This is a genomic window from Bacterioplanoides pacificum, from assembly GCF_042648445.1.
In the GTDB taxonomy this organism is placed as follows: domain Bacteria; phylum Pseudomonadota; class Gammaproteobacteria; order Pseudomonadales; family Oceanobacteraceae; genus Bacterioplanoides; species Bacterioplanoides pacificum.
Genome location: NZ_JBHRYB010000001.1, coordinates 551,858 through 576,549 on the forward strand (window position 1 = coordinate 551,858; position 24,692 = coordinate 576,549).

Here is a 24,692-nt window from a genome sequence, read left to right on the forward strand (position 1 = left end):
GGCAGATAGTGTGCGGCTGAGTGCCGTGTTTGGCAATCAGACCCGGGTAGCACAGTTGCAACAGTGTTTATTTTTTCTTGGGTGTCCAAGCCCAGATCATGGTGGCTTTAACGGTTTCAGTGCCGTTAGCGTCGGTAATCACCACCGGTACCTCGATATCGCCTTTGGGCGTATCTTTGATGTATTGCACCTGCTCATCGGAGAAGCTGGCCACGGCTTTCATATCACCACTGGCACGTTTCAGGTATTCCAGTTTCATCGAACGAATCACCACAATACGGTCGTCGGGTACTGTCATCCCGGTCATAAAACCGGTGGCCGATTCGGCCAGCAGGCCCATAGCAGCGGCGTGCACACTGCCGATGTGGTTCTGCACTTTCTTTTTATTGCGCAGTACGATGATGCATTCGTTCGGAGTCAGTTTTTCAACCCGGGTACCGGCGGTACCGGCAAAACGAATGACTTTCCCCATCACCAGTGACAGAGCGGTGGTTTGCCAGGATTTCGGCAGTTTGCCGACGCTGGCGACGACTTTAGAGAGTTTGTTTGCCATGTTTCAGTGCCTTATAGCGATTCTGATTATTGTTCACGATCATCTGCAGCTCCGGGTGGTGCTGTTCAGCCCGGCGCGTGGAATTCCAACGCGAGTGGAATATAACGGCGCCGGAGTCTATCTGAGTCGCTGGCAGCTGACCATGGCCTGAATGCCTTTATGACGGCGGCGGCTTTGCCGTAACACCGGCAGCAGCGCCGCAGGCAGGTCGTTATCGCTGAGCGGCTGAAAGCCATTGCTGAGATAAAATGCGTCAAGCTCTGGTAATGGCAGGGTATAGAGAGGCTGACAATCGTGCAGTTGCTGCAGCTGTTGTAACAGCTGTGACGCCAGCCGCTGACCACGGCAGTGTGGCAGGGTGCACAGATTGCGCAGCAGCCAGTGGCCCTGATAAGGAATCAGCCGGGCGCCACATACTAATTGTCGCTCTGGCTGATAGTGCTCCAGCCCGACCAGGCGTTCGTGAGGTGCGGCGCGGCCACTGTCCTGGCTCGTTTTGTACAATGCATTCAGTGCAATCGCAGAAACTGCACTATTAAAAATGGTACGTTCGTTCATTTTGGCTCAAGACGTCCTTTAAAGCGGATAACTGATGTGCTGATATTCGCGCAGACTGTGGTTGTGTGCTGTGGAAACGGTACTCACGCATGAAATATAACAATAACAGATATGTAACAAACCGCCGCTAAGCTGCGCGGCATTCCAACCTCACCACCGGAGATAAGCAAAATGAATAAAGCGATTCTGGCCAGCATTCTGGCCTCGGCCGCCATCAGTGGTAATGCCGTAGCCATGTCAAACACCCCGGACCCGGCTCCGGAGCCCACCGCCGCACCGGGCAAAGTGGTGCGTTTTATCGCCGTGGGTGATACCGGCACCGGCGAAGACGGCCAGTATAAAGTTGCTGCCGTGATCAAAGATATCTGTGCCAGCCGCGGCTGTGATTTTGCGATTGGTCTGGGTGACAATATTTACGAAGCCGGTGCTGATTCAACCTCCGATATTCAGTTCGAAACCAAGTTTGAAGACCCCTATGCCGAGCTCGATTTTCCGTTTTATATGGCCCTGGGTAACCACGATAACTCCTGGTTAATCGGTGGTGACGGGCTGGATAACGACAAAGGTGATGTGCAGGTTGCCTACCACTATAAAAACGATCGTAAGAGCGACAAATGGCACATGCCTGCGCGTTATTACACATTTACTGCACCGGCCAATGATATCAATCCACTGGCCGAATTTTATGCACTGGATTCCAATCCGCTGGCTGCAGTCGCCGATGCCGATCCGGAGTACTGGCAGTTCCCGTACCGTGAAAAGCAGGCCAACTGGTTTAATCTGGCGATTCAGTATTCCACCGCACCGTGGAAAATTGCCTTCGCTCACCACCCGTATCTGTCGAACGGGAAACACGGTAATGCCGGCATGTACGATGGTTTCCCGGGCGCCGGTGTGATTTACCGTAATTTCCTGAAAGACAATGTCTGTGATCGGGTAGACCTGCTGATTGCCGGTCATGATCACGAAATGCAATGGCTGAAGCCGACCGACAGCTGCGGTAAAACCGGCCATATGGTTTCCGGTGCCGGTGCCAAAACCCGCGAGCTGAAGGATCGTGAGCGTAACGATGCGTATTGGCAGGCCGACGGCGTATTAGGCTTCTTCTATATCGAACTGGAAGGCGATGAACTGCGTGGTACCGCTTACACCGTCGACAAGGTGAGTGGCGAATATCAGGCGGCCTTCAGTCAGACGCTGCAGCGTCAGTAAATCCGCCCTCATTCACTTTACTGCTTCAGAACTTATTGCTGGTGGCACTGTCCGCAGTGCCGCTTAGGGAGCTTATTATGTCTGTTTCTCGTCGTTCGTTATTAAAAAATCTGGGTCTGGCCGGTGCTGCTGCCAGTGTCGCAGGCCCGGTGGGCGCAATGTCATCAACACCGGCGGTAGATCCGCTGGCCGATAAAAATATTGCCGATTTTGGCCACGGGGTGGCCTCCGGGGATCCGTTAGCAGACCGGGTGATTTTATGGACCCGTATCACACCGCTGGTGAATGCCGCCATTGATGTTAAATGGCGTATCTGTCGTGATGTCGAGATGACCGACGAAGTGAATGCCGGTGTTTTTAGCACCAGCGCTGAGCGGGATTACACCGTCAAGGTGGATGCTGATGGCCTGATGCCGAACACCTGGTATTACTACCAGTTTAGCGCCGGCGATAAACAATCGGCGATTGGCCGTACCAAAACCGCAGCCGAGACCGGCCTCGACCGGCTGCGTCTGGCGGTGGTGTCCTGTTCCAGCTTTCCCCACGGCTATTTTAACGTGTACCGTATTTTGTCCGAACGTAACGACCTGGATGCGGTGGTGCATCTGGGTGATTACATTTACGAATACGGTGAAGGGAAATACGACGATAAAGTCCTGCGTGAACAGCGTGCTCTGTTGCCAAAACACGAAATTGTTTCGCTGTCGGATTATCGTCAACGCCATAATCTGTATAAACGTGATCCGGATCTGCAGGCTGTACACCAGCAATATCCGTTTATTGTCACCTGGGACGATCACGAATTCGCCAACGACACCTGGAAAGACGGTGCCGAAAACCACAACGATGGTGAAGGCGAATTTATCGCCCGAAAACGGGCGGCTAAAAAAGCCTATTTTGAATGGATGCCGGTCCGTAATCAGCCGGATGATCTGGAAGCGGTTTACCGTAAACTGCAGTTCGGCAATCTGGTTGACCTGATGGTGCTGGATACCCGGGTTGAAGGTCGTGATGAACAGGTCGGCTTTTTCACTCAATCCGAGCGTCACGATCCTAACCGCACTCTGCTGGGCTTCGAGCAGGAGCAGTGGCTGCACAACCAGCTGTCGGTGTCGTCCGCCAAATGGAAAATCTGTGGCCAGCAGGTACAGATTCAGCACATCGGACCGGTGGCTTTGCCGGATAAACTCGGTGGCGGTACCTCCTTCTTCCTGGATACCTGGGATGGTTATACCTCAACCCGGCGGCGCTTATTTAATCACCTGGAAAACAATAATATCGACAACTTTATTGTGCTCACCGGTGATATTCATTCCACCTGGGTGGCGGATCTGGCTCAGGACCCGTTTGACCGGGCGAAATATAACGGCAGCACAGGTGACGGTGCGCTGGGGGTGGAATTCGTCACGCCATCGGTCACTTCGCCGGCGTTACCACCGGTTATTGGTGATATTGCTGCATCGGCGTTAAAAAGCAGCAGCCCGCATCTGAAATATTGCGACATGGTGCACCATGGTTTCTTTATTCTGGATGTGACCGAGCAACGCGCTCAGGCTGACTGGTATTTTGTGAATACCATCGAAAAGAAAAGCACCGCCCATTATCACCAGGTGTCGTACAAAACCGATAACGGTTCACGGCGCGTCAGCAAAGCCGACAGCCCGGTGACCGGCGTGCACAACCCGGTACCTTTTGCGCCACAAGCGTAACTCAAACGGCCACTTTGCGGTGGCCTTTTTTTTCGCCCGCCGGTTTTTTCAAAGCTGGCGCGCGATTACCTGTTTGATGCTGAACGAACGTGTAGTTAATAACTAATTTACGGGCTTAAACCGTGGAGGATAACAATAATGAAACTCATCACGACACTCTTTGTTTGGTGTTCCATGATGCTGCTGGCGTCAACGGCGCAGGCAACGACGGATGCGGCAGCCGGTGCAATTTATCCGGTGGACGTTCAGGTTGTTGGCGGTGAAGCCGACGGCAACCAGTTTTTGTCGGTGATCGGCCAGATCAAAGACAAAATTGATACCAGTGTGGAAAAAACTGATTCCGTTCAGAATATACGGCACGGTTGGTACCACACTGAGCTCTGACACCACGCTGTCCTCGGTGGTTGACCGTACTCAGCCGCCGGTCATTATCGACGGAATTCAGCACGCAAACAGCACCAGTCTGGATGTGATTCCACGTATGGAGCTGTGGTTGTCGTCGCAGGCTTATGTGCGTATCACCAGCATTCTCAACTTCCTGCCGGATCTGTTGCAGATTGGCGCTGATTTTAAACTCTGGGTGATGGATCTGGCGATGCCGTACAGCGTCGAAGAAGGTGTGCGTGATAATGGCGAAGGTCAGTACGAAACCTATAAAACCGAATCGCTGGAACGTCAGCTGAGTGCCGGTCAGGGCTATGTAAATACCTTCCTGAAAGTGCTGGGTATCGATATCAATGCCTTTGGTGATGAAGCCGATATTGAGTGGTCTGGCACGAAAGATAACGCGGTTATTTTTGCCCGTGAGGAATCTCAGCCAATCGTGCAATAACGCGATGTTTGCTGTATGAAAAAAGCCCTCTGGTTCGCCAGCGGGCTTTTTGCGTGTTATTAACAAAATTTCCGGCTTAGCTGTCATGCGTGTTGTAAAAAAAATAATTAAACGAACTTTATTGTTAGTGGTTACCTTAGCCTTGCTGGCTGCGGCTCTGGTTTATGGTTATATCCGCACCTTACCGACCGGGGCGCCGCAGTTTGTTTCCCCGGACCTGCTGGACAGTGGTCAGGCGCCACTGATATTCAGTTGCCAGAAAAATGCCGCATTACATGTTGCTTATGATGTGACCGTCAGTATCTATTCTGAAATTAATGGGCAGCCGGTATACGACTCGCGACTGCGTTTTAAAACTCAGCTCAGCCAGGCTAATGGCGATGTGGTGAAAGGTCTGGCCAGCGATATCCGGATTAACGAAGGTCAGGGTGACATGACATTGCCGGATGTGCTGTTTCTCAGTCGTATCAGTGCCGGCAACTATTCATTATTTACCGCCTTTAATGATCTCGGGTTAATGAAAAAACACCCGATGGCGATGTTATCGCAGTTGTTAAAAGCATTATCGGTGGGAGAAACCGGTAATAATTATTTTTTCAGTTATGACCCGTTGCAACGGACTTACCGCTACCGGCATCACTCCGAGGCTGGCCAGCTGACGGTGGAACGGGCTGCTTTTCCGACCACGGCTAACTTTACCAGCCTGGTGAATTCGTTCAGTGATTATCAGAGTGACTGGCAGGTGACGCTTGGCTCCGGTTGCCTGCCGCAATCATTAGGTTCGGTCGAACGCCAGGCGTTGCAGGCTGGCGCTAAGCAGGGATTCATCCGGTTTACCATCAAGGCGCAACAACAGGCGCCGTATGCGGATCTCAGTGCGCTGAATTATCAGCCGTCTGCCAATAGTGCTAATCACTGGAATGTGGCGGCGGTGGATGGTGACTCGCTGGGCCAGCCGTTGGCGAACGAGCAGCAAATGTGGCAGATACTGGGGCAGTTTAATGACAACCGTGATATGGCAGCGTTGCGTCAGGCCGCCAACTATATTCTCGATCATTTCAGTGCTTATCAGACGGCCGAGGCGTTATTGCAGGCGGATCTCAGTGATCAGGTGAAGCGAGATCTGATTTTTGCTCTGGGTGCCAGCGGACGCCCGGATGCTGAAGGTTTTATGCTGGAGACTCTCGATAATCTGCCGCCTGATGGCGGTACTGCGGTGGATATGCAGAAGGTGCGGATGATGGTGGCGGTCAGCAGTCATTCGCAATTAACGCCCGGGGCATTTGATTATTTTTCCCGGTTAGCCAATAACCCGGCTGAAAGCAGCAATGTCAAAAACAACGCCCTGATTAATATGGGCACCAGTCTGTCGCAGCTTAAGCAACGCCAACAGCACAGTGATTATATGACCAGTACACTGAGAGCGCAGGTGGAGCAGGCGTTAAGGGAAAATAACGCACAGTCGGCCAGTGCGATATTGGCGGCAGGCAATGCCGGGCTATCTGGTCTGGAGCCGCAGATGTTACAGGCGCTGGATCAGGGCAGTGCCAAACAACGTTATGCCGCGGCGCTGGTGCTCAGTCAGCAGGCGCAGCAACGCCCGGCGCTGATTACACATTTGCAGTCGGAAAACTCCGATCAGGTCACGATGGCGATTCTGGCAAACTGGCAGGTCGATCAGCTGAGCCAGGCCGAGCGTCAGCAGCTGGCTCAGATAGCGGCTCAGGCCGGCGGCCAGAAGGCAGATCTGATTAATACTTTTCTGCAATAACTGACCGGGCAACAACAAAAACAGGCCAGCAGCGAATGCTGCTGGCCTGTTTGTTTAATCCACCGCTTGTTAACGCAGATTAATACGTACGCTCATGCCTTCCAGATTAATATCACTGAGTGTGACATCGCCCATATGGGCACCGGAAGCACCGGTCACCCGCACATTACGGAAGGCAACCTGTTTGATCCGGGTGGGTACTTTAACGTCCAGCGAACCATCGGCATTCAGTGTGGTGCGTGGGCCGGGTTCGTATTCCACGCCGCTTATTTCCATATCGGATTCCAGCAGATTAGCGCCGGGAATCAGGGCTCCGGCGATCGACTCAAGGGTCGTTAGTGATAACTCATCTTCTGAATCTATGCTGCCACTGCCATTGATGATATCGATCAGCTCTTCGTATTGGCTGCCGGCGGCCTGACCAGTAACGGCCCCCAGAGCCTGATCGCTCAGTGCCTGCATACCAGCGCGTTGATTAATTGTTTGTTCGGCAATGGCGCGGTCATCGTCGACGGCAGCATTGGCGTTGGCCATAAAGGGCTGAATCGGGCCAAGTAACATCGCACTGACGGCGGCAATCAGACGATAGCGCGACTGCCGTTTCAGCGCTTTATTAAGCTGCTTCTCTGTGATGCAGTGGTTGTTAACCAGTACTTCACCGAGCCTCAGGCCGGTCTGGGCCTGTTCGGTCAGTGCCTGATCCAGTTGTTGGCGGGTAATTAATCCTTTGTGAATTAACAGCGTACCGAGGCGGGATTTCTGCTGTATTTCTTGGCGCTTGGTCATGATGGCGCAGCCCTTTTTTCTTGTTGGTTTTTATTCTGCGTTGCCATGGTGCAGCATATTCAGCAGGGCAACAACGCAGAATCTTTGACGGTCTGTTCAGTGGTTGTCATAAAAATCGTTAACTCATTGATATTCATCCAGAAAATCTGAGTGGCAGGATTTTTGTAAGCACGGCTTAAAGGCCGTACATCCAGTATAGAAGAACCGCGGCCGGGCTGCCTGCCGATAGTCTTGTTAAATAGATATATTGGTAATATCAATTTAACGGTAGAAACCAATAGCGATAAGCTTGGTCGATATTGGTCTTGCCACGGCGTTACAAAGTCATTGGGTGACAGGGTGTTAAGTCCTATAATGCCGGGCGATTTGAAAATTATGAATGTGGAGACATCAGGGTGAGCGAAGCACGTCACGTTAAGTTATTGATTCTGGGTTCTGGCCCGGCGGGTTATACCGCTGCCGTTTACGCTGCACGCGCCAACCTCAACCCGGTGATGATCACCGGTATGCAGATGGGCGGTCAGCTGACCACCACCACCGATGTGGATAACTGGCCCGGCGACAACGACGGTGTACAGGGGCCGGCGCTGATGGAGCGTATGAAAGCCCACGCCGAGCGTTTTGAAACTGAAATCATCTTCGATCAGATCAGTGAGGTGGAATTGCAGCAACGGCCGTTCCGGCTGAAGGGCGACAGCGGTGAATACACCTGTGATTCACTGATCATCTGTACCGGTGCATCGGCCAAATACCTGGGCCTGGACAGCGAAGAAGCGTTTAAAGGTAAAGGCGTATCGGCCTGTGCTACCTGTGACGGTTTCTTCTACCGCAATAAGCGTGTGGCTGTGATTGGTGGTGGTAACACGGCGGTCGAAGAGGCCTTATATTTATCGAACATCGCTAAAGAAGTTGTGGTGGTGCATCGTCGCGACAGCTTCCGCAGTGAAAAAATCCTGGCCGACAAATTGCTCGATAAAGCCACCAACGGTAATGTCACCATCAAGTGGAACAACGAGCTGGATGAAGTACTGGGCGACGATATGGGCGTGACGGGTATGCGCATTAAAAACCGCGAAACCGGCAGCACCGAAGATATCGATCTGGAAGGCATTTTTGTTGCTATTGGTCACCAGCCGAACACCGGCATTTTTGCAGGCCAGCTGGAAATGAAAGACGGTTACCTGACAGTACAAAGCGGTACCGCAGGTAATGCCACACAAACCAGCGTTGAAGGCGTGTTCGCCGCGGGTGATGTGATGGATCATATTTATCGTCAGGCGATTACCTCTGCCGGAACCGGTTGTATGGCCGCGCTGGACGCAGAGCGTTATCTGGACAATCTGGAAGGCTGAGCTCTCAGCCAGACACCAGGTCATAAGGCCACCACTGCCGGCGCAGTGGTGGCTTTTTTTTGGCTTACTTGCGGATCTGACTGTAACAATTGTAAAAATGCTACACATTTTGTAAATGATATTGATAATACATCTCAAATAGATTTAGTTCGAATTGGAGGTGTGTTATGTTGGGTTCGCCTAAAGTACTGGCGGTGGCTGTGTTTGTCAGTGGTGCGGTACAGGTGGTGGCAGAAAACAGTCCACAGGCTGTTCAGCTGAATATGGTGAAAGTCGAAGGACAAGCAACGGCTGGCCTGGATGAATTAATCACAGCTGAGCAGCTGGAGAATATTCAGGCGCAGGATCTCAGCGATATTTTTCGTAATAATCCGCAGGTCAGTGTGGGAGGGCCGTTAGGTCTAGGCCAGAAAATTTATCTGCGCAACATTGGCGAAGATATGCTGAATATCTCCGTTGATGGCGCAGAACAGGCCGGAGCAGTGTTTCACCACTCCGGTCGGGTTGCGATCGAACCTGAACTGTTAAAGCAGGTCGAAATCGAAGCCGGTGCCGGTAGTGCAACAGCCGGTGCCGGTGCCTTGGGGGGCACGATACGATTCACGACGAAAGACCCTCTGGATTTATTAAATCCGGGTGAAAAAGCCGGTGTATTACTGAAGTCGGGTTATTTTTCCAATGGCAGCAGTACGAAAAACAGCGCCACCGTATTTGCCGGTGATGAACAATTATCCGCAATGGCCAGCGTTATCGCCGCCAACTTTAACGATGTTAAAGATGGTAACGGTGATGAAATGGCAGGCACCGGATCGGATCAGAACCTGGGTTATGCCAAGTTAGTAAGTCGGTTTGCTCAATCACATAAGGTGTCGCTGAGCTATGAAGCGTTAAAAGAAAGCGGTGATATTCTGTATCGACCGGAGTGGAAACCCGGGCCGAAAAATCCGCTGTCAGATACCACGGCCAAACGCGATACGGCTATCGCGAATTATACCTTTGACAGTGCCAGTCCGCTGATCGCATTCAGCGTTAACGCCTATCAGACTAAAAGTAATCAGAAGCGTGCCATTGATGGTTTTGATTATGAAGGTTATATCCAAACGACCGGTGGTCGCATCCAGAATATCAGTGTTATCGGCAGCCATCAGCTGGTTTATGGTATTGATCTCCGCAATGACCAGAGTCTGCTGCAGGAATCTCAATACTTATCCCGCGCCGGAGAATTAGTTACCACGCCGGAAATTGATGAACAAGGCCGGGTTCGTGGTGCTTTCCTGCAGGATATCATGCATGTAACGGATGACTTAACCGTTACAACTGGTATTCGCTATGACGATTATTATCTGAAAGATGCAGCTGGTCAGAAGCTGGAGGATGATGGCTATTCGCCAAATCTGAGTGCCAACTATGTGTTGGGGGGCGGTTTCAGTGTGAGTGCCGGTTATGCCCAGGCTATTCGTGGTGTAACGGTGACGGACTCTTTCAAACTGGGATCGTCGTTTAACAGCCCGGCACTGAAAGCGGAAAAGGTCGATAACACTGAGTTAGGCGTTGAATTTAATGGTGATAACCTTGCCGTTGCTATGGGTGCTTACCAGGCGGTTATTAAAGATGCGATTGCCGGAGATTTGCCATGGTCTAAGGAATATATCAACCATAAAGACGATATTAAAACCACCGGCTTTTATCTGAATGCCAGCGTTACTCTGGATAAATTATTGTTAACTGCCGCTTTAAATAGCGCGGACAGCAAACAGGATGGTGAAAAAGTCTCGCGTTATGTTTACAGCTCTTCCGGTGTTTCTGTTGGTGATACCCTGATTCTGAATGCGGATTATCAGCTTAATGCGTCTCTGCAGGCCGGCTGGAATATGGAAGCCGTTAATGATGTTAACGATATCAAGCTGGATCTGGGTGGGGATAAAATAGCAACCGATAAGCCAGGTTATGCCGTACATGATATTTATCTTCGCTGGCAACCTTTGCACGATACGCTGACGTTAAATATAGCGGTTAAAAATCTGTTTGATCGCCAGTATATGAGTCATGCGAGTCTGGAAGATTTCAGCCATAACGCTGGCTGGGAGAATATTTCCGGTTTACCTGAGGCCGGGCGAGAACTGCGCCTGAGTGCTGCACTGCGATTCTGACCGTGATGCCTATTATTTAACAGCCCGCAGCGAGCTCCGTACTGTTGTCAGTACGGGGCTTTTGTCGTTTTAAGCTAACAGTAAGAGAATATTATGTCCGCCAGGATTCTGATCATTGAAGATGATCATACTGTTAATCAGTTACTTTGCGAAAAGCTCAGCCACCTTGGTTATCAGATTAGTTCTGCTGCTGATGGCCAGCGTGGTGTTGAGCTGGCTATTGCTGATTATTACGATCTGATTTTACTGGATATTATGATGCCTGAAAAAGATGGCTTTCAGGTTTTGTCGGAACTGCGTCAGCACCATCAGACACCGGTGCTGATTCTGACCGCCCTCGGCGGTGAGCAGGAGCGTATACAGGGATTTAAAACAGGAGCCGATGACTATCTGATCAAACCGTTTAATATGGTTGAATTACATCTCAGAGTTGAAGCCATTTTACGGCGTACCAAGCCAGAATTATTTCCCCATTATGGCAACTCCGGACAACCGTTTTTTGCGTTTAACCAGCAGCAGGCCAGTGTTTGTATTACAGGGCCGAGGTGTGACGCTGAAATCACACTGACGTTATTAGAGTATGACCTGCTTAAGGTACTGGCCGACCATGCAGGGCAGGTGTTAAATAAAGCCTTTTTATACCAGAACGTATTATTACGCGAGTTCAGCCGTTATGACCGGACTCTGGATATGCATATCAGTAAATTACGCAAAAAACTCTCTCTGGAAGGTGTTCCCATAACGACCATAAAAACGGTCCGGGGTCAGGGATATTGCCTGGATACCTCCGGATTATGAGGTTTCTTAAGCCGGGGCTGTTACCACTGCGTTTGTTTGCCAAGTTGTATCTGACCATGGCCTTGTCAACGCTGCTGTTAATTTCTGCAGTGGTATTTGTCAGTGATTACAGCCAGCGTAAACTGAGTGTCATTAGTGCTGAAAATCAGCAACTGCTGCGTGATTATGCCCGGCGGAGTGCGGATATTTATTGGCAGACTCCGGACCCGGAGCAGCGTCGCCTGAAACTGAATCAATGGATTGATACCCTCCGGCAACGGGAGAATACCTGGGCCGCGATTATGAAAACTGAATCGCAGTTTCTCGCCGGAAGTTATGACCGGCAGGTTTTCTGGGGGCAGAAAGATCTGGGCACCGGACGTTCTGTCGCATTGCCTATTCATTTGTATTACAGCTTTAATCCGGTATTAAAACTGCCAATGGCGGATACCGGCTATTTTCTGATGATTCAGCTGCCACAGCATATGCGTCCCGGTACTTATTGGCGTGAGATCGAGGGGACGATTCAGTATGGTCTGCCGGTATTGCTGGTGGCGATATTTGCCTTGTTGATTTATCGCCATCTGGCTAAACCACTGGTGTTGTTACAGGACGCGACACAGCGTTTCAGTCGTGGCGATTACCAGGTGCGTACTGCTGCGGCACTGGGGCCACGAGCGGATGAGCTCGGCGAACTGGGTCGCAGCTTCGATCAGATGGCCGATCGTATCGGCTTGCTGGTGCAACGTCAGCGTCAGCTGATTCAGGATATCTCCCACGAGCTGCGCACGCCGATTACCCGGATTAAACTGGCAATGGGGTGTAACACTGATGATCCGCTATGGCAGCGTCTCGAACGTGAAGTTAACGGCATGCAGACTTTGCTGGAGGATACCCTGACGCTGTCGTGGCTGGATAATGAAGAGTTTAATGCAGAGAAAAACTTCACCACAGAAACGCTGGATGTGTGTTTATTAATTGAAGCGCTGGCCGATGATGCGCAGTTCGAGTTTCCGGATCATCAGCTGCAGCTGAATCTGCCAGACCAGTATGAGCTGAACAACAGCAACCACCGGGCGCTTGGTCAGGCACTGGAAAATATACTGCGCAATGCACTGAAGTACAGTCCTCCCGGCAGCACTGTCAGTGTCACTCTGATGGCGTTGGAAAATGAATTATTAATACGCATCAGGGATCAGGGAGTCGGGATAGACCCTGAATATCTGGAAGCTATGTTTGAGCCTTTTTTCCGCGCAGACAAGGCGCGTAGTCAGGCGGTTCCGGGTTATGGTTTAGGACTGGCGTTAACCCGGCGACAGATTCACGCTGTGGGAGGACGAATCAGTGTCCAGCTGAATAACCCGCAGGCGAGTTGTGCTGCCGACAGCGCAGGGCTGACCGTTAATGTCTGGCTGCCGGGCTGATTATGGCTCTGCTGAGCGCTTTTGCAGCACATGAGCGATGGGTGTTAATTCACCCCCGGACATCTGCTGACGGATATTATTGATGCGTGTGCTGGTGAGCGGGTGAGTCTGCAAAAATTCCAGCCAGCCGGAGTCTGTTGCTGAGTGTTGCTGTTCCAGCTGTTGAATCTGATTAAAAAACTCGTCTGCCCCCCGGGTGTGGCCATAAGTCGCGCGCAGGCGCTGTAAGGCAAACTGGTCGGCGGCACGTTCCATATCGCGGCTGAAGGATAATACCGTCAGCATGGAAGTATTCTGGCTGACACTCTGAGCCAGGTTGTCGCTGCCCATTAAACTCAATAATAAACCAATCGATAACTGTTCCAGTGCCAGTGTCATTGGGTGACGTAACTCAATATGGGCGTATTCATGGGCCAATACCATCGCCAGGCCATTTTCAGAGTGGATGTTTTCCAGCAAGCCGCGGGTAATAAAAATATGGCCACCGAGTGTCGCAAAGGCGTTGGCGCTGGTTTCATCGGCCAGATAATGCAGTTGTACCGGTAATGCGTCGTCATCCAACAGCTTATCCAGCAGGCTGGTTAATGCCTGTTCTTCGGCGGATAAGTCGCTGTTACTGTTGCTGCCGCTGAATTCCCACTGATAGGGTATGTTGGGTGCCAGCCAGGTCGCGCTGGCGGCCACCAGCCAGGTTAATAATGAAATCAGCAGCAGGGCGGCAACCGCCAGAATCAGGAAATCCTTCAGCGGATGTTCGTTGCGGTTATTAATATGATCGGGCAGTTGCGGGTTTTCCCGTGGCTGTTGACTCATACGCTGTCAGTGGCTGGCCTGTGCGGCAGCGAAGCGTTCTGCACGCATCTGAGGCGTTGGAATCAGGGCGGTGCCATACGCCAGTACCTCAACCGAGCCAAGGCTTTGACCGGCATTCTGGCCAATCCGGGCGGTTTCAAATTTCAGGTTGTACACGGCATCAGCGCCATAACGCCTGGCTTCTTCCTGCATGCGTAAAATGGCTTCGCGGCGGGCACGATCAAGCAGGCTTTCATAAGCACTGACACGCCCGCCAAAGACACTGCGCAGACCTGCCGCCACGGTTTTAAAATAATCAACCGAAATCACCACATTGCCACTCACCATCCGGCTGTCATGCCGGGCGTAATCGATGGGCGGAAATTTTTCCGGCATGACCAGTAATTTGCGGTAGGCCGTTTCCCGGCTGTGGATACTTTTGTAATGACGGGATTCGGCCATACGGCCAAAAAAATAGCCCAGCCCAAGCAGGACCAGGAAAATAATCAGCTGTTGCATCAGCGATCCTCCACGACCACCGCGGTACCGTAAACAAAAATCTCAGATGCACCGGCGGCGATCGACGAGGTGGAAAAACGGACATTCACCACGGCGTTAGCACCAATGGCCTGAGCCTGCTCGGTTAACCGGGCAACCGCTTCATCACGTGATTCCGATAACAGCTCTGTATAGCCTTTCAGCTCACCACCGAAGATATTTTTAAAACCGGCCATAATATCGCGGCCAGCGTGTTTGGCTCGTACGGTGCTGCCCTGAACCAGGCCCAGATGACGGACAATTTTTTTGCCGGGTACCACTTCCATATTGCTGATCAGCATAATTTACTCCTGTTGCAGAACTTGATCATAACCAATTTTTTTATTGTGCCAAAGGTGTCGTGTTGATGACCCATATCTGCCCGGTTTAACGGCAGTCAGTCATCATCCTGCATTGGGATGGTGTGCTGACCGCCATCCAGTGTCGCCAGCTTCTGCTCAATCAGGGTGTGTTGTTGTGCTGAGATGCTGGCCGTGACGTCGGCATCAAAGATATGTTTTTGCTGAGCGCCGTCGAAGCGGATTTTACCGAGAATATCACCACCATCGCTGATGCAATCGAGTTCTTGTTGCATCGGGAAAAACAGCACCATAACAAACCTCTGAGAAATATCGGTATAAGAGAGTAACAGATAATAATGGCGTAGCTGCTGTGGCTCAATTATTAAAACCATCGGCCATGACAACCAGACAGCCATAAAAAAACCCGCCACTGAGGTAGCGGGTTTTTCAGCCTTAGCGCTGGCTAACCCCGTGGCGGGTTAGCACAAAGATCAGGCTTGTTCTGTGTCAGAGGCCTTTTTCTTCGTGGCTTTTCTAGCCGCTGCCGGTGCGTCGTGTTTGATCGCAACTTCACCGAAGTGCTCCAGCGGGAAGTCATCGACATTCACCATATCCAGCACGTCCTTCTCGAAGGCAATCATAAAGTCGCCTTCGTCTTTGGTCAGAACGTTCATCTCAACCGCATCGTGGATGCGACCTTCGATGGTCAGGTTGGCTTCGTTGAACTTACCTTCTTTCAGTGCAATGCCAATCTTCTTATAGATAGGCTCGGCTTTTTCGGCGCGAGACAACAAAGAGTCGTACATAAACAGCGGGTTTTTACCATTGTCACCACGATAGATGCCTTCAATCAGGCGCTCGCGGGTGCCGGTGGCCGCTGACGTCAGGTCAACGATCTTGGCAATGGTTTTATCGCTCGGTGCTTTGGCAGTGCGACCCAGAGGCAGTGTCAGGGCACGCAGTAACCAGGCAACCGGACGCGCTGGCAGGTTCTTGATCAGGCCGTCCTGAGCGGCTTCAAACTCAGAGAACAGCTTGTCCATGGCGTATTCCACCAGGATCAGGTCTTCTTTGTTACGACCCTGATCTTCCCAGTGTTTCAGTACCATGGAAGCCAGGTACATTTTAGATACCATGTCCGCCAGACGGGCAGAGATCAGTTCGCGGAACTTCAGCTCGCCACCCAGAGAGAACATACACATATCAACCGCCAGGGCGAAGTTAGCGGCATAACGGTTGATTTGTTTGTAGTACTTTTTGGTTGGGCCGGAAACCGGAACGCTGGTGAATGCCGCGTTAGTCAGGCTCAGTACCGCAGAACGGGACATGTTAGAGAAGATGAAACCGAAGTGGCCGAACAGTGCTTTGTCGAACGCTTTCAGGTCGTCAGCTTTCGCAGCGTCCATTTCTGGCAGTACGAATGGATGACAACGGATCGCGCCCTGACCAAAGGTGATCATAGAACGAGTCAGGATGTTCGCGCCTTCCACCGTGATGGCAACCGGTACTGAAGAGTAACCGCTTTCAATGTAGTTACCCGGGCCACGGATAATGGCCTTACCACCGTGAACGTCCATGCTGTCGATCGCGATCTGACGAGCCGCTTCGGTCAGGTTGTATTTCAGGATGGCAGACGGTACAGAAGGCTTCTCACCCTGATCGATAGAGATGGCAGTGACACGTGCCGCCGCAGCCGAGATGTAGGCGTTACCGGCGATACGCGCCAGAGAATCCTGAACACCTTCCAGTTTCGCAATCGGCACACCAAACTGACGACGAATACGGGCGTAAGCACCGGCGGCTGCGATGCCGTATTTACCACCACCGGCACCAGATGAAGGCAGGGTGATACAACGACCAACAGACAGACACTCAACCAGCATACGCCAGCCTTCACCAGCGTTAGCAGCGCCACCAATGATGAAGTCCAGTGGGATAAACACGTCTTTACCGACAATCGGGCCGTTCATAAACGGAGAACCAATTGGCTTATGACGGTTACCAATGTCCATACCTTGCAGGTGACGTGGCAACAGCGCAACGGTGATACCGATGTCGTACTTGTCGCCCAGCAGCTTGTCCGGGTCGAACATACGGAACGCCAGACCAACAACGGTCGCAACCGGAGCCAGCGTGATGTAACGCTTGGAGAAGTTCAGTTTCAGACCCAGTACTTCTTTGCCTTCCCATTCGCCTTTGCAGACCACACCGGTATCCGGCAGGGAAGTGGCGTCAGAACCGGCACGTGGGCCAGTCAGACCAAAACACGGGATTTCACGACCATCCGCCAGACGTGGCAGGTAGTGGTCTTTCTGTTCCTGCGTACCGTACTTCAGTAACAGTTCGCCAGGGCCTAATGAGTTAGGTACACCAACGGTAGAGAATACTGCACCAGACAGGCCAGACAGCTTCTGCAGCACGGCTGATTGTGCCTGCGCCGAGAAGCCCAGACCACCGTATTCTTTAGGGATGATCATCGAGAAGAAGCGTTCTTTCTGGATGTATTCCCACACTTCTTTAGACATGTCGCCCTGATTGGAGATTTCCCACTCATCAACCATGGAGCACAGCGTCTCAACCTGATTATCGAGGAAGGCTTGTTCTTCCGGCGCCAGCGTTGGATTCGGATGATCAATCAGCTTGTTCCAGTTTGGCTTTCCTGCGAACAGTTCACCATCCCACCATACAGTACCGGCTTCCAGAGCAGTTGCTTCGGTTTCGGACATCTCAGGCAGAATCTTCTTATAGATAGCGAAGATAGGACGGGTAATGGTGTTAGCGCGGAAGCTTTCCAGGCTCAGTACCGCAAACACAGCTGTCAGAACAACAGCAATGGTCGTGAGTGTTGCTGAGGCCGGGCCAAAGAAAGCCAGGGCAGCAATAACACCGACCACAATTGCGGAGGTTTTCAGGTTAGCGCGCTTGTAGGCTAAGCCCAGCAGCGCAACGATCAGGAGCACGCTCCCCAGAGTTGTCGACATGATGTAATCCTCAGGTCTGTGCCGTGACACTGTCAGCCAGCAACCGCAGCGCGATGCAGGCCCGGCAGAGGCGGCAATAAAGTTGTTGGTTTGAGTTACTCACTGCGAGGCAATAACACCACTCGCAGGCGTAATCTGCGATTCTAAACACTCTGTCCACCCTTGCGCAAATGCCAACAAGGCAATAAAAAATCCTCAATTGATGAAAATAAAGAAAATATTATGCGGGTAAAACCTGACTTCTGTGCTCAGGAATCAGTGATCAGTTTTAATACGGGTCGGATGTGGCCTCTGGCCAGTAACTATGGCGTGTTATGACGGTTTTAAAGCCGGTTTTATATAGCCAATACGCGAAATAAAAATCCTGAACTAGACTGCTTTGTAATAAACCCATTTTGGTTTGAGACCTTATTACATGATGGCGCAATTTTCGGGATGGACGCTGGCCTTAATGGCCGTGATTATTGTTCTGACCCTGTACTTCCATATTTTCCGCTATTCCAACCGGACGGCGGAGATTGCCCCCAATATTCTTACCAGTATTGGTATTTTTGGTACCTTTCTTGGTGTGGCGCTGGGCTTATGGCACTTTGATACCACCGACATTCAGGGCAGTGTGCCCAAGCTGATGGACGGCTTAAAAACTGCCTTCTGGTCGTCGATTGTGGGTCTGCTGGGGGCGTTAACGTTAAAGATCCGCGCGGCCCTGTCTCAGGTCGGCCGGCGTGAAACCAGTCAGACCCGGGTGGCGACCATTGATGATCTGGATGCTTCGTTAAAACATCTGGCCGATCAGTTTAACCAGGATAATGCACAGGCCTTACCGCAACAGTTTCAGCGTAATCATCTGCAAACCCTGGATCGTCTGAATGCGGTGATTAACACGCTAGAGAGTTACCAGGAGCGTATGGCCGAAGCCAACGCCAAGGCGTTGGTGCAGGCGATTGAAGCGGTGATGCGCGACTTTAATACCCGCATTAACGAACAATACGGCGACAACTTTAAACGCCTGAACGAAAGCGTTGGCAAAATGCTCGACTGGCAGAATAACTATCGTGATCAGTTGCAGCAGCTGATCACCGAGCAGGAGCGTACCTCCGGCTCGATGAAAGAAGCCAGTCAGGCATTTGAATACATGGTGAAACACGCTAACGCTTTTAACGGCATTTCTGAGTCGTTGCAGGATCTGCTCAATGGCCTGGAGGCACAACGCCAGAATCTGCAGTCGCAGTTGGGGTCACTGGCCGATCTGGTGAATCATGCCGCCGACGGTTTACCAAAGCTGGAAGAGCGGGTGGTGGCGCTGACTCAGGGCATGAGTGAGGCGGTGCAGTCGCAGCAACGCTGGGCGGTGGAGCAGTTAGCAGCCATGCAGCGTGGAGTTGAGGAGCAGTTGGAGCAACAGCTGCAATCCAGTCATGAACGTTTACAGCAACAACAACATCACAGCCTGCAGCAATTACAACGTCTGGGAGAACGGGTCGAACGTCAGGTGGTGACACTGGACGAAAGCATGGAAGAAGAGCTGAACAAAGCACTGAAATCCTTTGGTATGCAGCTGACCGCATTATCGGAAAAGTTTGTCAGTGACTACACACCACTGACCAAACGACTGCAACAGCTGGTCAAGGTGGCGGAATCCGTTACCGACGACGATAAGTGAGTGTGCCCGGATGAATGAAAACGAACTGGAGCAGTTAAAAGAACAGGAAGGTCATTGGGTGGCGGTGTCAGACTTAATGGCTGGCCTGATGATGGTGTTTATGCTGATCTCCATCGTGTTTATGGTAAACGTGGAAACTGAGCGTAATAAAATCCGCGATATTGCTATTCTCTACGATCACCTGCGTACTCAGCTATACGATGATTTGCAGACTGAATTTGCACCGGACATGCAACGCTGGGGCGCCGAGCTGGATAAAGATCTGGCGTTTCGCTTTAACAACAGCGATGTGTTGTTCGATCAGGGGCAGGCGGAATTAAAACCGGAATTTGCCGCTATTCTGGCCGACTTTTTTCCTCGTTACGTCGATATTATTACCCAGCCGAAATACCGTAACGATATTCTCGAGGTGCGTATTGAAGGGCATACCTCCAGTGCCTGGTCGGGTGCTTCCGATGCCGATGATGCTTATATCCGTAATATGGATTTATCTCAGGAACGTACCCGCAGCACTCTGGGGTATGTGCTTGGTCTGAATAAAGTGGCCGATAATAAAGACTGGCTGAAATCGCACTTAACCGCCAACGGTTTATCGTCCGCCAAAGTGGTGCGTGCGGATAACGGTGATGAAAATGCTGAAGGTTCTCGGCGGGTAGAGTTCCGGGTGCGCACCGATGCGGATAGCCGGATTGCTACCATCCTGGAAAAAGTTTTGTAGGAGTGGACCTTGTCCACGACAAGCGGTAAAAATAATGAAACTCGCTGATTTTTTACAAGATCCTGAACTCAATAAACTGCGGCAGAAAATGGGTGCTGAGGAACTGGGTGACTTCGAGTTATTTGACCCACAAAAACAACTGACCTATTCCGAACGTGAAGGGCTGGAGGCCGGTGATTTTGCGATAAATGCCGCAGAATTACGTGCGCTGAAAGATAAAACCCTGGCGTATAAAAACTCACGTTTATGGCTAACTCACGATGGCCAATACCACCTGGCCTATTGTCAGGCGGTACAACAATTACGTCATCGCCAGATTGCGGTTCATGCCGGAACGGAACATAACCAAACGGATGATCTGTGCGTGGAATGCCTGGCGCTATTGCAATATCACGGTGTGGACAGTCGCCGGGTGCGGCGCAGTGAATTTACCGAGCATGTTCAGGAAGAGTTTGATCTGGCGGAGTTTAAAAAATTATATCCGTTTTATCCGGTGTAAATGCGGCGTCGGATCACAGAGATCACCCACCCGGATGGGTGACCTCTTTAAACCATAAGCCAGAATTGCTTCGCCAGCTCATAGTAATGTCGCGATTATTGTGGGTAACGCAGTTTTGCGCTCCAGTCCTGTTTTTCACCCTCGCCCATTTCAACGCTGAAGGTTTCGTTGTCTCCCACTGAATCTGACCACATGTATAAATGATCGGTCCAGGAACCGGATGGCCAGCGTTGCAGGTAATAGTCGCTGCCACTGACGGTACTGCGATCGACAAAAGCAACTTTATCACCATCTTTCAGGCAGTCGCCGTCATCGTTCAGAATACGAATCCGTAATTTGTTGGAGGCATTATCCTGCCTGGTGAAGTAAGCATAGTTTCCGCCACCACCGCCAAGCCACCAGTTCCAGTAAGAGCCGGCACGCAGGTTGCCCTGTACCTGAACAAAGTCATTGCTGCGAATACAGAAGGCGCGGTTTTTCGGGAACCAGTTATCCAGATTAAAGCTGGCCGCAGCGTCGCCGGCAGTGCCGTTCACTTTCAGCCAGCCGTCATTGTCGCTGGCGTTAATTTTGATATAAGCGCCGTTGGCCTGGTTGCGGAATTTTACCTCTGAATACGGCTGGTTCACGTAGCGGTAACTTTCGGTGCGGGTGTTTTCATCGGCGTAAGAGAAACCGGCAATCGGATAATGGTCAGACAACTCCTGATACTGGTAATTATCGACACTCCAGCGGGGCGAAGTAACGTCCAGCGACTGGTTGTGCCAGTGTGTTGGCTGGGCATGATCGCGGGACACAAAAATATAGTCGAGGTATTCGCTCGGTAAATCCGGGTACTGTGTGGCGGCCATACCATTGGATTCCGGATCCCAGGACGTGTCGAACCCGGCGTAGGCATCCGGCGCACTAACACGTAAGGTTTCCAGCATATCCGGGTATTCGTCACTGCTCTTGATGACATTAAAGTCGCCACCAATAAATAACACCTCATCGGCGGGAATATTTTTAGCCGTAATAAACTGCTGCATTTCTGTAAATTGTTTTTTCCGCACCGCAGCGGCATCGTCACACCCACTGTTCTGGGCCTGAGCATGGGTGCCAATTACGTGATAATCGTGGCCGTTTTTGTTCAGGCGTACGTAAACAAAGCCCTTGTTGGAGAACCAGTCGGCCGAACAGGCATCTTTATAGACAAACTGGATTTTCTCTTCGATTGGCCAGCGGCTGACAATCGCCACGCCGCCATCTTCCGGTGTGGTACTGCTGTAGGCTCCCAGAGTCTGGTCCCAGCCATCGTAACCACGGCCCATGACCGGCGTCTGGTTCGGATAGTCTGCTTTCAGGCCGTCCAGCAGAATTGCGGATGCACTGTTATGAAACAGCTCATTGAGGATGACGACATCGTGGCCGTGAATCACATCGGATTGCAGAATCAGTCCGGCACGTTCCGACTGACCATAGTTTGAAACCGCGCCAGGCAACATAAAGACGTTGTAGGCCAGCAATTTTAAATCATCGGCGTACGCCAGCCCGCTGGCCGCTGACGAGGTAGTTGGTGATGAAGTGGCTGATGACTGAGTTGTGGTATCTGTGCTGTCCGGTGTTTGTGACATCGCCTGCAGTGGCAGGGCAGTGGCCAGCGACAGGCCGAGCAACAGCGGTTGCAGCAGGGTGAGTTTGGGTATCATAAAGGACCTCTGGGGTTTTTGTTGTTATGTCAGAGAGTCCCTTCTCATGCTCTGGCATTCTATAGAGTGTCAGGTTCGGGGGAAATGGTTCTCGCGTGCCAATTTCAGCCGGTGCTCAACCTCAGGGTTGTTGCGGCTGGTTTTTATAACACCGGTACAATGTTTCCGGAGAATGGCTGAACAGTTCTTTTAATTGTTGCTGAGCCGCGCTGATGGTTAACACATCAAAATGCTGTTCGAGCGCCTGGCGCCCGAATACGCCAAGCCAACCTGGTTTGATCACAATACTGAGGTCAAGCAGACCGCGCTGAGCATCAACCGGGGTAAACTGATAAACGGCATATTGGTTATTGTGGCCCTTAAGGGTGAAATGAAAGCCACCACCTTCTCCGGTTTCGTCGGTGAGGCGTTGCTCTTCGGTCCAGGGGTAACGATCCATCAGGTCGCAGAGGTCACGGTGTGAACGGATTTGGTTTTCAAAGTTAACCAGCTCGGGCCCATCGACCCGATGCTGGTAAAAAACATGAATGTTGGCCATCAATTTTTTCGCTTGTCAGAATCTGGCTACTTTTCCAGCACTTCAAACGCCACACCGGCATGATCACGCAGGCGCTGAATATAGCGTTCGTCGAAGATTGAAGCGGGTGTCCAGAAACCGCCTTTTTTGCCTTTTTTACGGGTGCCGGTATGGAAATCGAGTGCCAGTGATACGGCGGCCTGCCCCAGCACTTTGGCGGTGGAGCCATAACCCGGATCACGGTCGCCGGTCACTTTGGTAACAATGATGCGGCCGTCGTTCAGGAAGCCTTTGAAACGGATATCGTAAAAGCCTTCTTCCTGTTGTTTTGGTGTTGGTCCTTCGCCGGGCTTGGGCAAGACATAATTCTCCAGCAACCAGCGGGTTGGTTTGACCACAGCGCCCGCCATAAAGGCAGCCAGGCCTGCTACCACGGCCATGGCTGTCATTCGACCTTTCAGGCCTTTACCGGTTAACATGGCTTCGTCGTAAATAAAGTTTTCGCCATACGCTTTGTCACGTAAGGCGTTCGAGCGATGAACCACCCGGGTGTTAATCGCCGCCATAATGAACGGCGTGGCCCAGGATTTAAAGTCGTTGTCCATCACTGCACCTTTGATATTCGGCTGGCGGGCGGAGAAGCCGCTACCCGGTGGACAGATGGAATAGGGGTCAGCCAGCTCTTTGCGTAATGACGGGTTGGCCACTGCTTCTTTAGTCAGATTGATGATACTGGCGATGGTGCCGCCCGACATGCCACCTTTCGCTGCTTTAACCCGCATTTTAATACGCTCAGCCATGCTGCCGAATTCCTGCTCGGCCTGTTGTTGCAGGAAATACACGCCCATATCCGATGGTACTGAATCAAAGCCACAACAATGCACAATACGGGCACCGGACTGCTGCGCTTTGGCCTCGTATTTTTCCAGCATACGTTTGATCCATTGGGCTTCGCCGGTCAGGTCACAATAGTCGGTGCCATTTTCGGCGCACACCTTAACCAGAGTTTCGCCGTATAACGCATAAGGCCCGACGGTGGAAACAATCACCTTGGTTTGTTCGGTCAGCTGTTGCAGCGCCGTTTCATCACTGGCGTCGGCCAGCAGAATTTCGACGTTTTTGGCATCGCTGCCTAACACCGGCGCCAATGTGCCGCGTACCTGTTGTAATTTGCGTTCGCTGCGGCCGGCAATGGCCCACTTCAGCTCGCCGTCCAGGCCATAGGTCTGAGCCAGATAACGGGTAAGAATTTCACCAACAAAGCTGCTGGCACCAAACACAATCAGATCGTATTCCTTTTTCTTTTTTGCAGGCATATCAGATTCCAGATGCTGTTTTCAGTGGTTTGATTACGGCAAGTTAACAGTGTTTGCCAGCCAGATTAAGGGCCAATGATGCCGTTTCAGAGAACCGGCAAAGTGCAGGCCCCGAAGCAGGATCCTGCTCAGGGGTTGAATATATGGAAAATCATATATATGATTTTCCAAATGTTTTATGAGGCCGGACGTTGTGCAGCCACAAACCCTGTTTAAATGTATGAGTGATGAAACCCGCCTGGCGCTGTTGTTACTGATTGAGCAGCATGGCGAGTTGTGTGTTTGTGAGCTGACGGAGGCATTGCAGCTGAGTCAGCCCAAGGTATCGCGCCATTTGGCACAGTTGCGTGAGTGTGAGCTGTTGCAGGGCGAGAAGCGCGGCCAGTGGGTGCATTATTCGTTGCATCCGCAGCTGGATGATTGGGCAAAAGAGCTGATTGCTCATACGTTAACGCATAACGCTGAGTTTCTTACCGATATTAACCAACGTTTATGTAAGGTCAGTCCGCAGCGTGCGGAACAGACTGACTGTTGTTAAAGCGCTAATGGCTAGAG

At 51.5% G+C, this 24,692-nt stretch carries 24 protein-coding genes; 13 read left to right on the forward strand and 11 right to left on the reverse strand.

The features are described from left to right. Positions 1-67: 67 nt before the first annotated feature. Both ACFOMG_RS02465 and ACFOMG_RS02470 read right to left on the reverse strand, forming a co-directional pair. Positions 68-553 carry a DUF4442 domain-containing protein gene (locus tag ACFOMG_RS02465; RefSeq protein WP_376864560.1) on the reverse strand — a complete coding sequence of 162 codons (486 nt, stop codon included), beginning with the start codon at positions 551-553 and terminating at the stop codon, positions 68-70. A 117-nt stretch (positions 554-670) separates the two neighbouring features. Next, positions 671-1,111 carry a GNAT family N-acetyltransferase gene (locus ACFOMG_RS02470; RefSeq protein WP_376864562.1) on the reverse strand — a complete coding sequence of 147 codons (441 nt, stop codon included), beginning with the start codon at positions 1,109-1,111 and terminating at the stop codon, positions 671-673. Between the two features lie 171 nt (positions 1,112-1,282). Between ACFOMG_RS02470 and ACFOMG_RS02475 the strand changes: the two genes are divergently transcribed. From ACFOMG_RS02475 to ACFOMG_RS02495, 5 genes are all read left to right on the forward strand, one after another. Beyond that, positions 1,283-2,323, forward strand: a complete 1,041-nt coding sequence (locus tag ACFOMG_RS02475; RefSeq protein ID WP_376864563.1) for a metallophosphoesterase — start codon at positions 1,283-1,285, stop codon at positions 2,321-2,323. A gap of 77 nt (positions 2,324-2,400) precedes the next feature. Next, positions 2,401-4,032: an alkaline phosphatase D family protein gene (locus ACFOMG_RS02480; protein WP_376864565.1), complete on the forward strand. Its 1,632-nt coding sequence runs from the start codon at positions 2,401-2,403 to the stop codon at positions 4,030-4,032. Between the two features lie 138 nt (positions 4,033-4,170). Then, entirely contained in the window at positions 4,171-4,416 is a 246-nt protein-coding gene (locus ACFOMG_RS02485) for a hypothetical protein (RefSeq protein WP_376864566.1), read from the forward strand. After that, on the forward strand, positions 4,355-4,864 hold the full coding sequence (locus ACFOMG_RS02490) for a hypothetical protein (RefSeq protein WP_376864568.1): 510 nt from the start codon (positions 4,355-4,357) through the stop codon (positions 4,862-4,864). The genes ACFOMG_RS02485 and ACFOMG_RS02490 overlap by 62 nt, the downstream gene beginning before the upstream one ends. Before the next feature lie 85 nt (positions 4,865-4,949). Then, positions 4,950-6,635 (forward strand): hypothetical protein, encoded by a 1,686-nt coding sequence (locus tag ACFOMG_RS02495; protein WP_376864569.1) that lies wholly within the window; start codon positions 4,950-4,952, stop codon positions 6,633-6,635. A 69-nt stretch (positions 6,636-6,704) separates the two neighbouring features. Here ACFOMG_RS02495 and ACFOMG_RS02500 read toward each other — a convergent pair whose 3' ends face one another. After that, on the reverse strand, positions 6,705-7,421 hold the full coding sequence (locus ACFOMG_RS02500) for a hypothetical protein (RefSeq protein ID WP_376864570.1): 717 nt from the start codon (positions 7,419-7,421) through the stop codon (positions 6,705-6,707). A 395-nt stretch (positions 7,422-7,816) separates the two neighbouring features. Here ACFOMG_RS02500 and trxB point away from each other — a divergent pair, with 395 nt between their 5' ends. From trxB to ACFOMG_RS02520, 4 genes are all read left to right on the forward strand, one after another. Next, positions 7,817-8,773 (forward strand): thioredoxin-disulfide reductase, encoded by a 957-nt coding sequence (gene trxB / locus ACFOMG_RS02505; RefSeq protein ID WP_376864571.1) that lies wholly within the window; start codon positions 7,817-7,819, stop codon positions 8,771-8,773. A 167-nt stretch (positions 8,774-8,940) separates the two neighbouring features. Continuing rightward, positions 8,941-10,923, forward strand: a complete 1,983-nt coding sequence (locus ACFOMG_RS02510) for a TonB-dependent receptor domain-containing protein (RefSeq protein WP_376864572.1) — start codon at positions 8,941-8,943, stop codon at positions 10,921-10,923. A gap of 93 nt (positions 10,924-11,016) precedes the next feature. Beyond that, positions 11,017-11,721 (forward strand): response regulator transcription factor, encoded by a 705-nt coding sequence (locus ACFOMG_RS02515; protein ID WP_376864573.1) that lies wholly within the window; start codon positions 11,017-11,019, stop codon positions 11,719-11,721. Beyond that, positions 11,718-13,124 carry an ATP-binding protein gene (locus ACFOMG_RS02520; RefSeq protein ID WP_376864574.1) on the forward strand — a complete coding sequence of 469 codons (1,407 nt, stop codon included), beginning with the start codon at positions 11,718-11,720 and terminating at the stop codon, positions 13,122-13,124. The genes ACFOMG_RS02515 and ACFOMG_RS02520 overlap by 4 nt, the downstream gene beginning before the upstream one ends. On the opposite strand, the gene ACFOMG_RS02525 is transcribed toward ACFOMG_RS02520, so the two are convergent. The 5 genes from ACFOMG_RS02525 to ACFOMG_RS02545 form a co-directional block, all read right to left on the reverse strand. Beyond that, positions 13,125-13,937, reverse strand: a complete 813-nt coding sequence (locus tag ACFOMG_RS02525; RefSeq protein ID WP_376864576.1) for a M48 family metallopeptidase — start codon at positions 13,935-13,937, stop codon at positions 13,125-13,127. A gap of 6 nt (positions 13,938-13,943) precedes the next feature. Further along, a complete protein-coding gene (locus tag ACFOMG_RS02530) occupies positions 13,944-14,435 on the reverse strand; it encodes a YbjQ family protein (RefSeq protein ID WP_376864577.1) in 492 nt (163 codons plus the stop codon). Continuing rightward, positions 14,435-14,755: a YbjQ family protein gene (locus ACFOMG_RS02535; protein ID WP_376864578.1), complete on the reverse strand. Its 321-nt coding sequence runs from the start codon at positions 14,753-14,755 to the stop codon at positions 14,435-14,437. Before ACFOMG_RS02535 ends, ACFOMG_RS02530 begins: the two co-directional genes overlap by 1 nt. A 95-nt stretch (positions 14,756-14,850) precedes the next feature. Then, positions 14,851-15,171 (reverse strand): hypothetical protein, encoded by a 321-nt coding sequence (locus tag ACFOMG_RS02540; protein WP_376864579.1) that lies wholly within the window; start codon positions 15,169-15,171, stop codon positions 14,851-14,853. 75 nt (positions 15,172-15,246) lie between these two features. Further along, complete coding sequence (locus ACFOMG_RS02545; RefSeq protein WP_376864581.1) at positions 15,247-17,736, reverse strand: acyl-CoA dehydrogenase; 2,490 nt, start codon at positions 17,734-17,736, stop codon at positions 15,247-15,249. Between the two features lie 415 nt (positions 17,737-18,151). On the opposite strand from ACFOMG_RS02545, the gene ACFOMG_RS02550 reads away from it, so the two are divergent. Genes ACFOMG_RS02550 through ACFOMG_RS02560 form a run of 3 tightly spaced genes read left to right on the forward strand, consistent with a single transcriptional unit; the run spans position 18,152 to position 20,616 of the window. Further along, positions 18,152-19,399, forward strand: coding sequence for a hypothetical protein (locus ACFOMG_RS02550; RefSeq protein WP_376864582.1), 1,248 nt, complete (start codon positions 18,152-18,154; stop codon positions 19,397-19,399). A gap of 10 nt (positions 19,400-19,409) precedes the next feature. After that, the gene (locus ACFOMG_RS02555; RefSeq protein WP_376864584.1) at positions 19,410-20,117 is read left to right on the forward strand and encodes an OmpA family protein; all 708 of its coding nucleotides are present in this window, start codon (positions 19,410-19,412) and stop codon (positions 20,115-20,117) included. A 34-nt stretch (positions 20,118-20,151) separates the two neighbouring features. After that, positions 20,152-20,616 carry a hypothetical protein gene (locus ACFOMG_RS02560; RefSeq protein ID WP_376864586.1) on the forward strand — a complete coding sequence of 155 codons (465 nt, stop codon included), beginning with the start codon at positions 20,152-20,154 and terminating at the stop codon, positions 20,614-20,616. Between the two features lie 95 nt (positions 20,617-20,711). Here the strand turns inward: ACFOMG_RS02560 and sph are convergent, their stop codons facing one another. The 3 genes from sph to ACFOMG_RS02575 all read right to left on the reverse strand — a co-directional run bounded on the left by sph (position 20,712) and on the right by ACFOMG_RS02575 (position 24,137). Beyond that, positions 20,712-22,304: a sphingomyelin phosphodiesterase gene (gene sph, locus ACFOMG_RS02565; protein WP_376864587.1), complete on the reverse strand. Its 1,593-nt coding sequence runs from the start codon at positions 22,302-22,304 to the stop codon at positions 20,712-20,714. A 121-nt stretch (positions 22,305-22,425) separates the two neighbouring features. Next, positions 22,426-22,842, reverse strand: coding sequence for a hypothetical protein (locus tag ACFOMG_RS02570; RefSeq protein WP_376864588.1), 417 nt, complete (start codon positions 22,840-22,842; stop codon positions 22,426-22,428). Positions 22,843-22,868: 26 nt separating this feature from the next. After that, a complete protein-coding gene (locus ACFOMG_RS02575) occupies positions 22,869-24,137 on the reverse strand; it encodes a saccharopine dehydrogenase family protein (RefSeq protein ID WP_376864589.1) in 1,269 nt (422 codons plus the stop codon). A gap of 193 nt (positions 24,138-24,330) precedes the next feature. Here ACFOMG_RS02575 and ACFOMG_RS02580 point away from each other — a divergent pair, with 193 nt between their 5' ends. Further along, a complete protein-coding gene (locus tag ACFOMG_RS02580) occupies positions 24,331-24,675 on the forward strand; it encodes a metalloregulator ArsR/SmtB family transcription factor (RefSeq protein WP_376864591.1) in 345 nt (114 codons plus the stop codon). Positions 24,676-24,692: the final 17 nt, after the last annotated feature.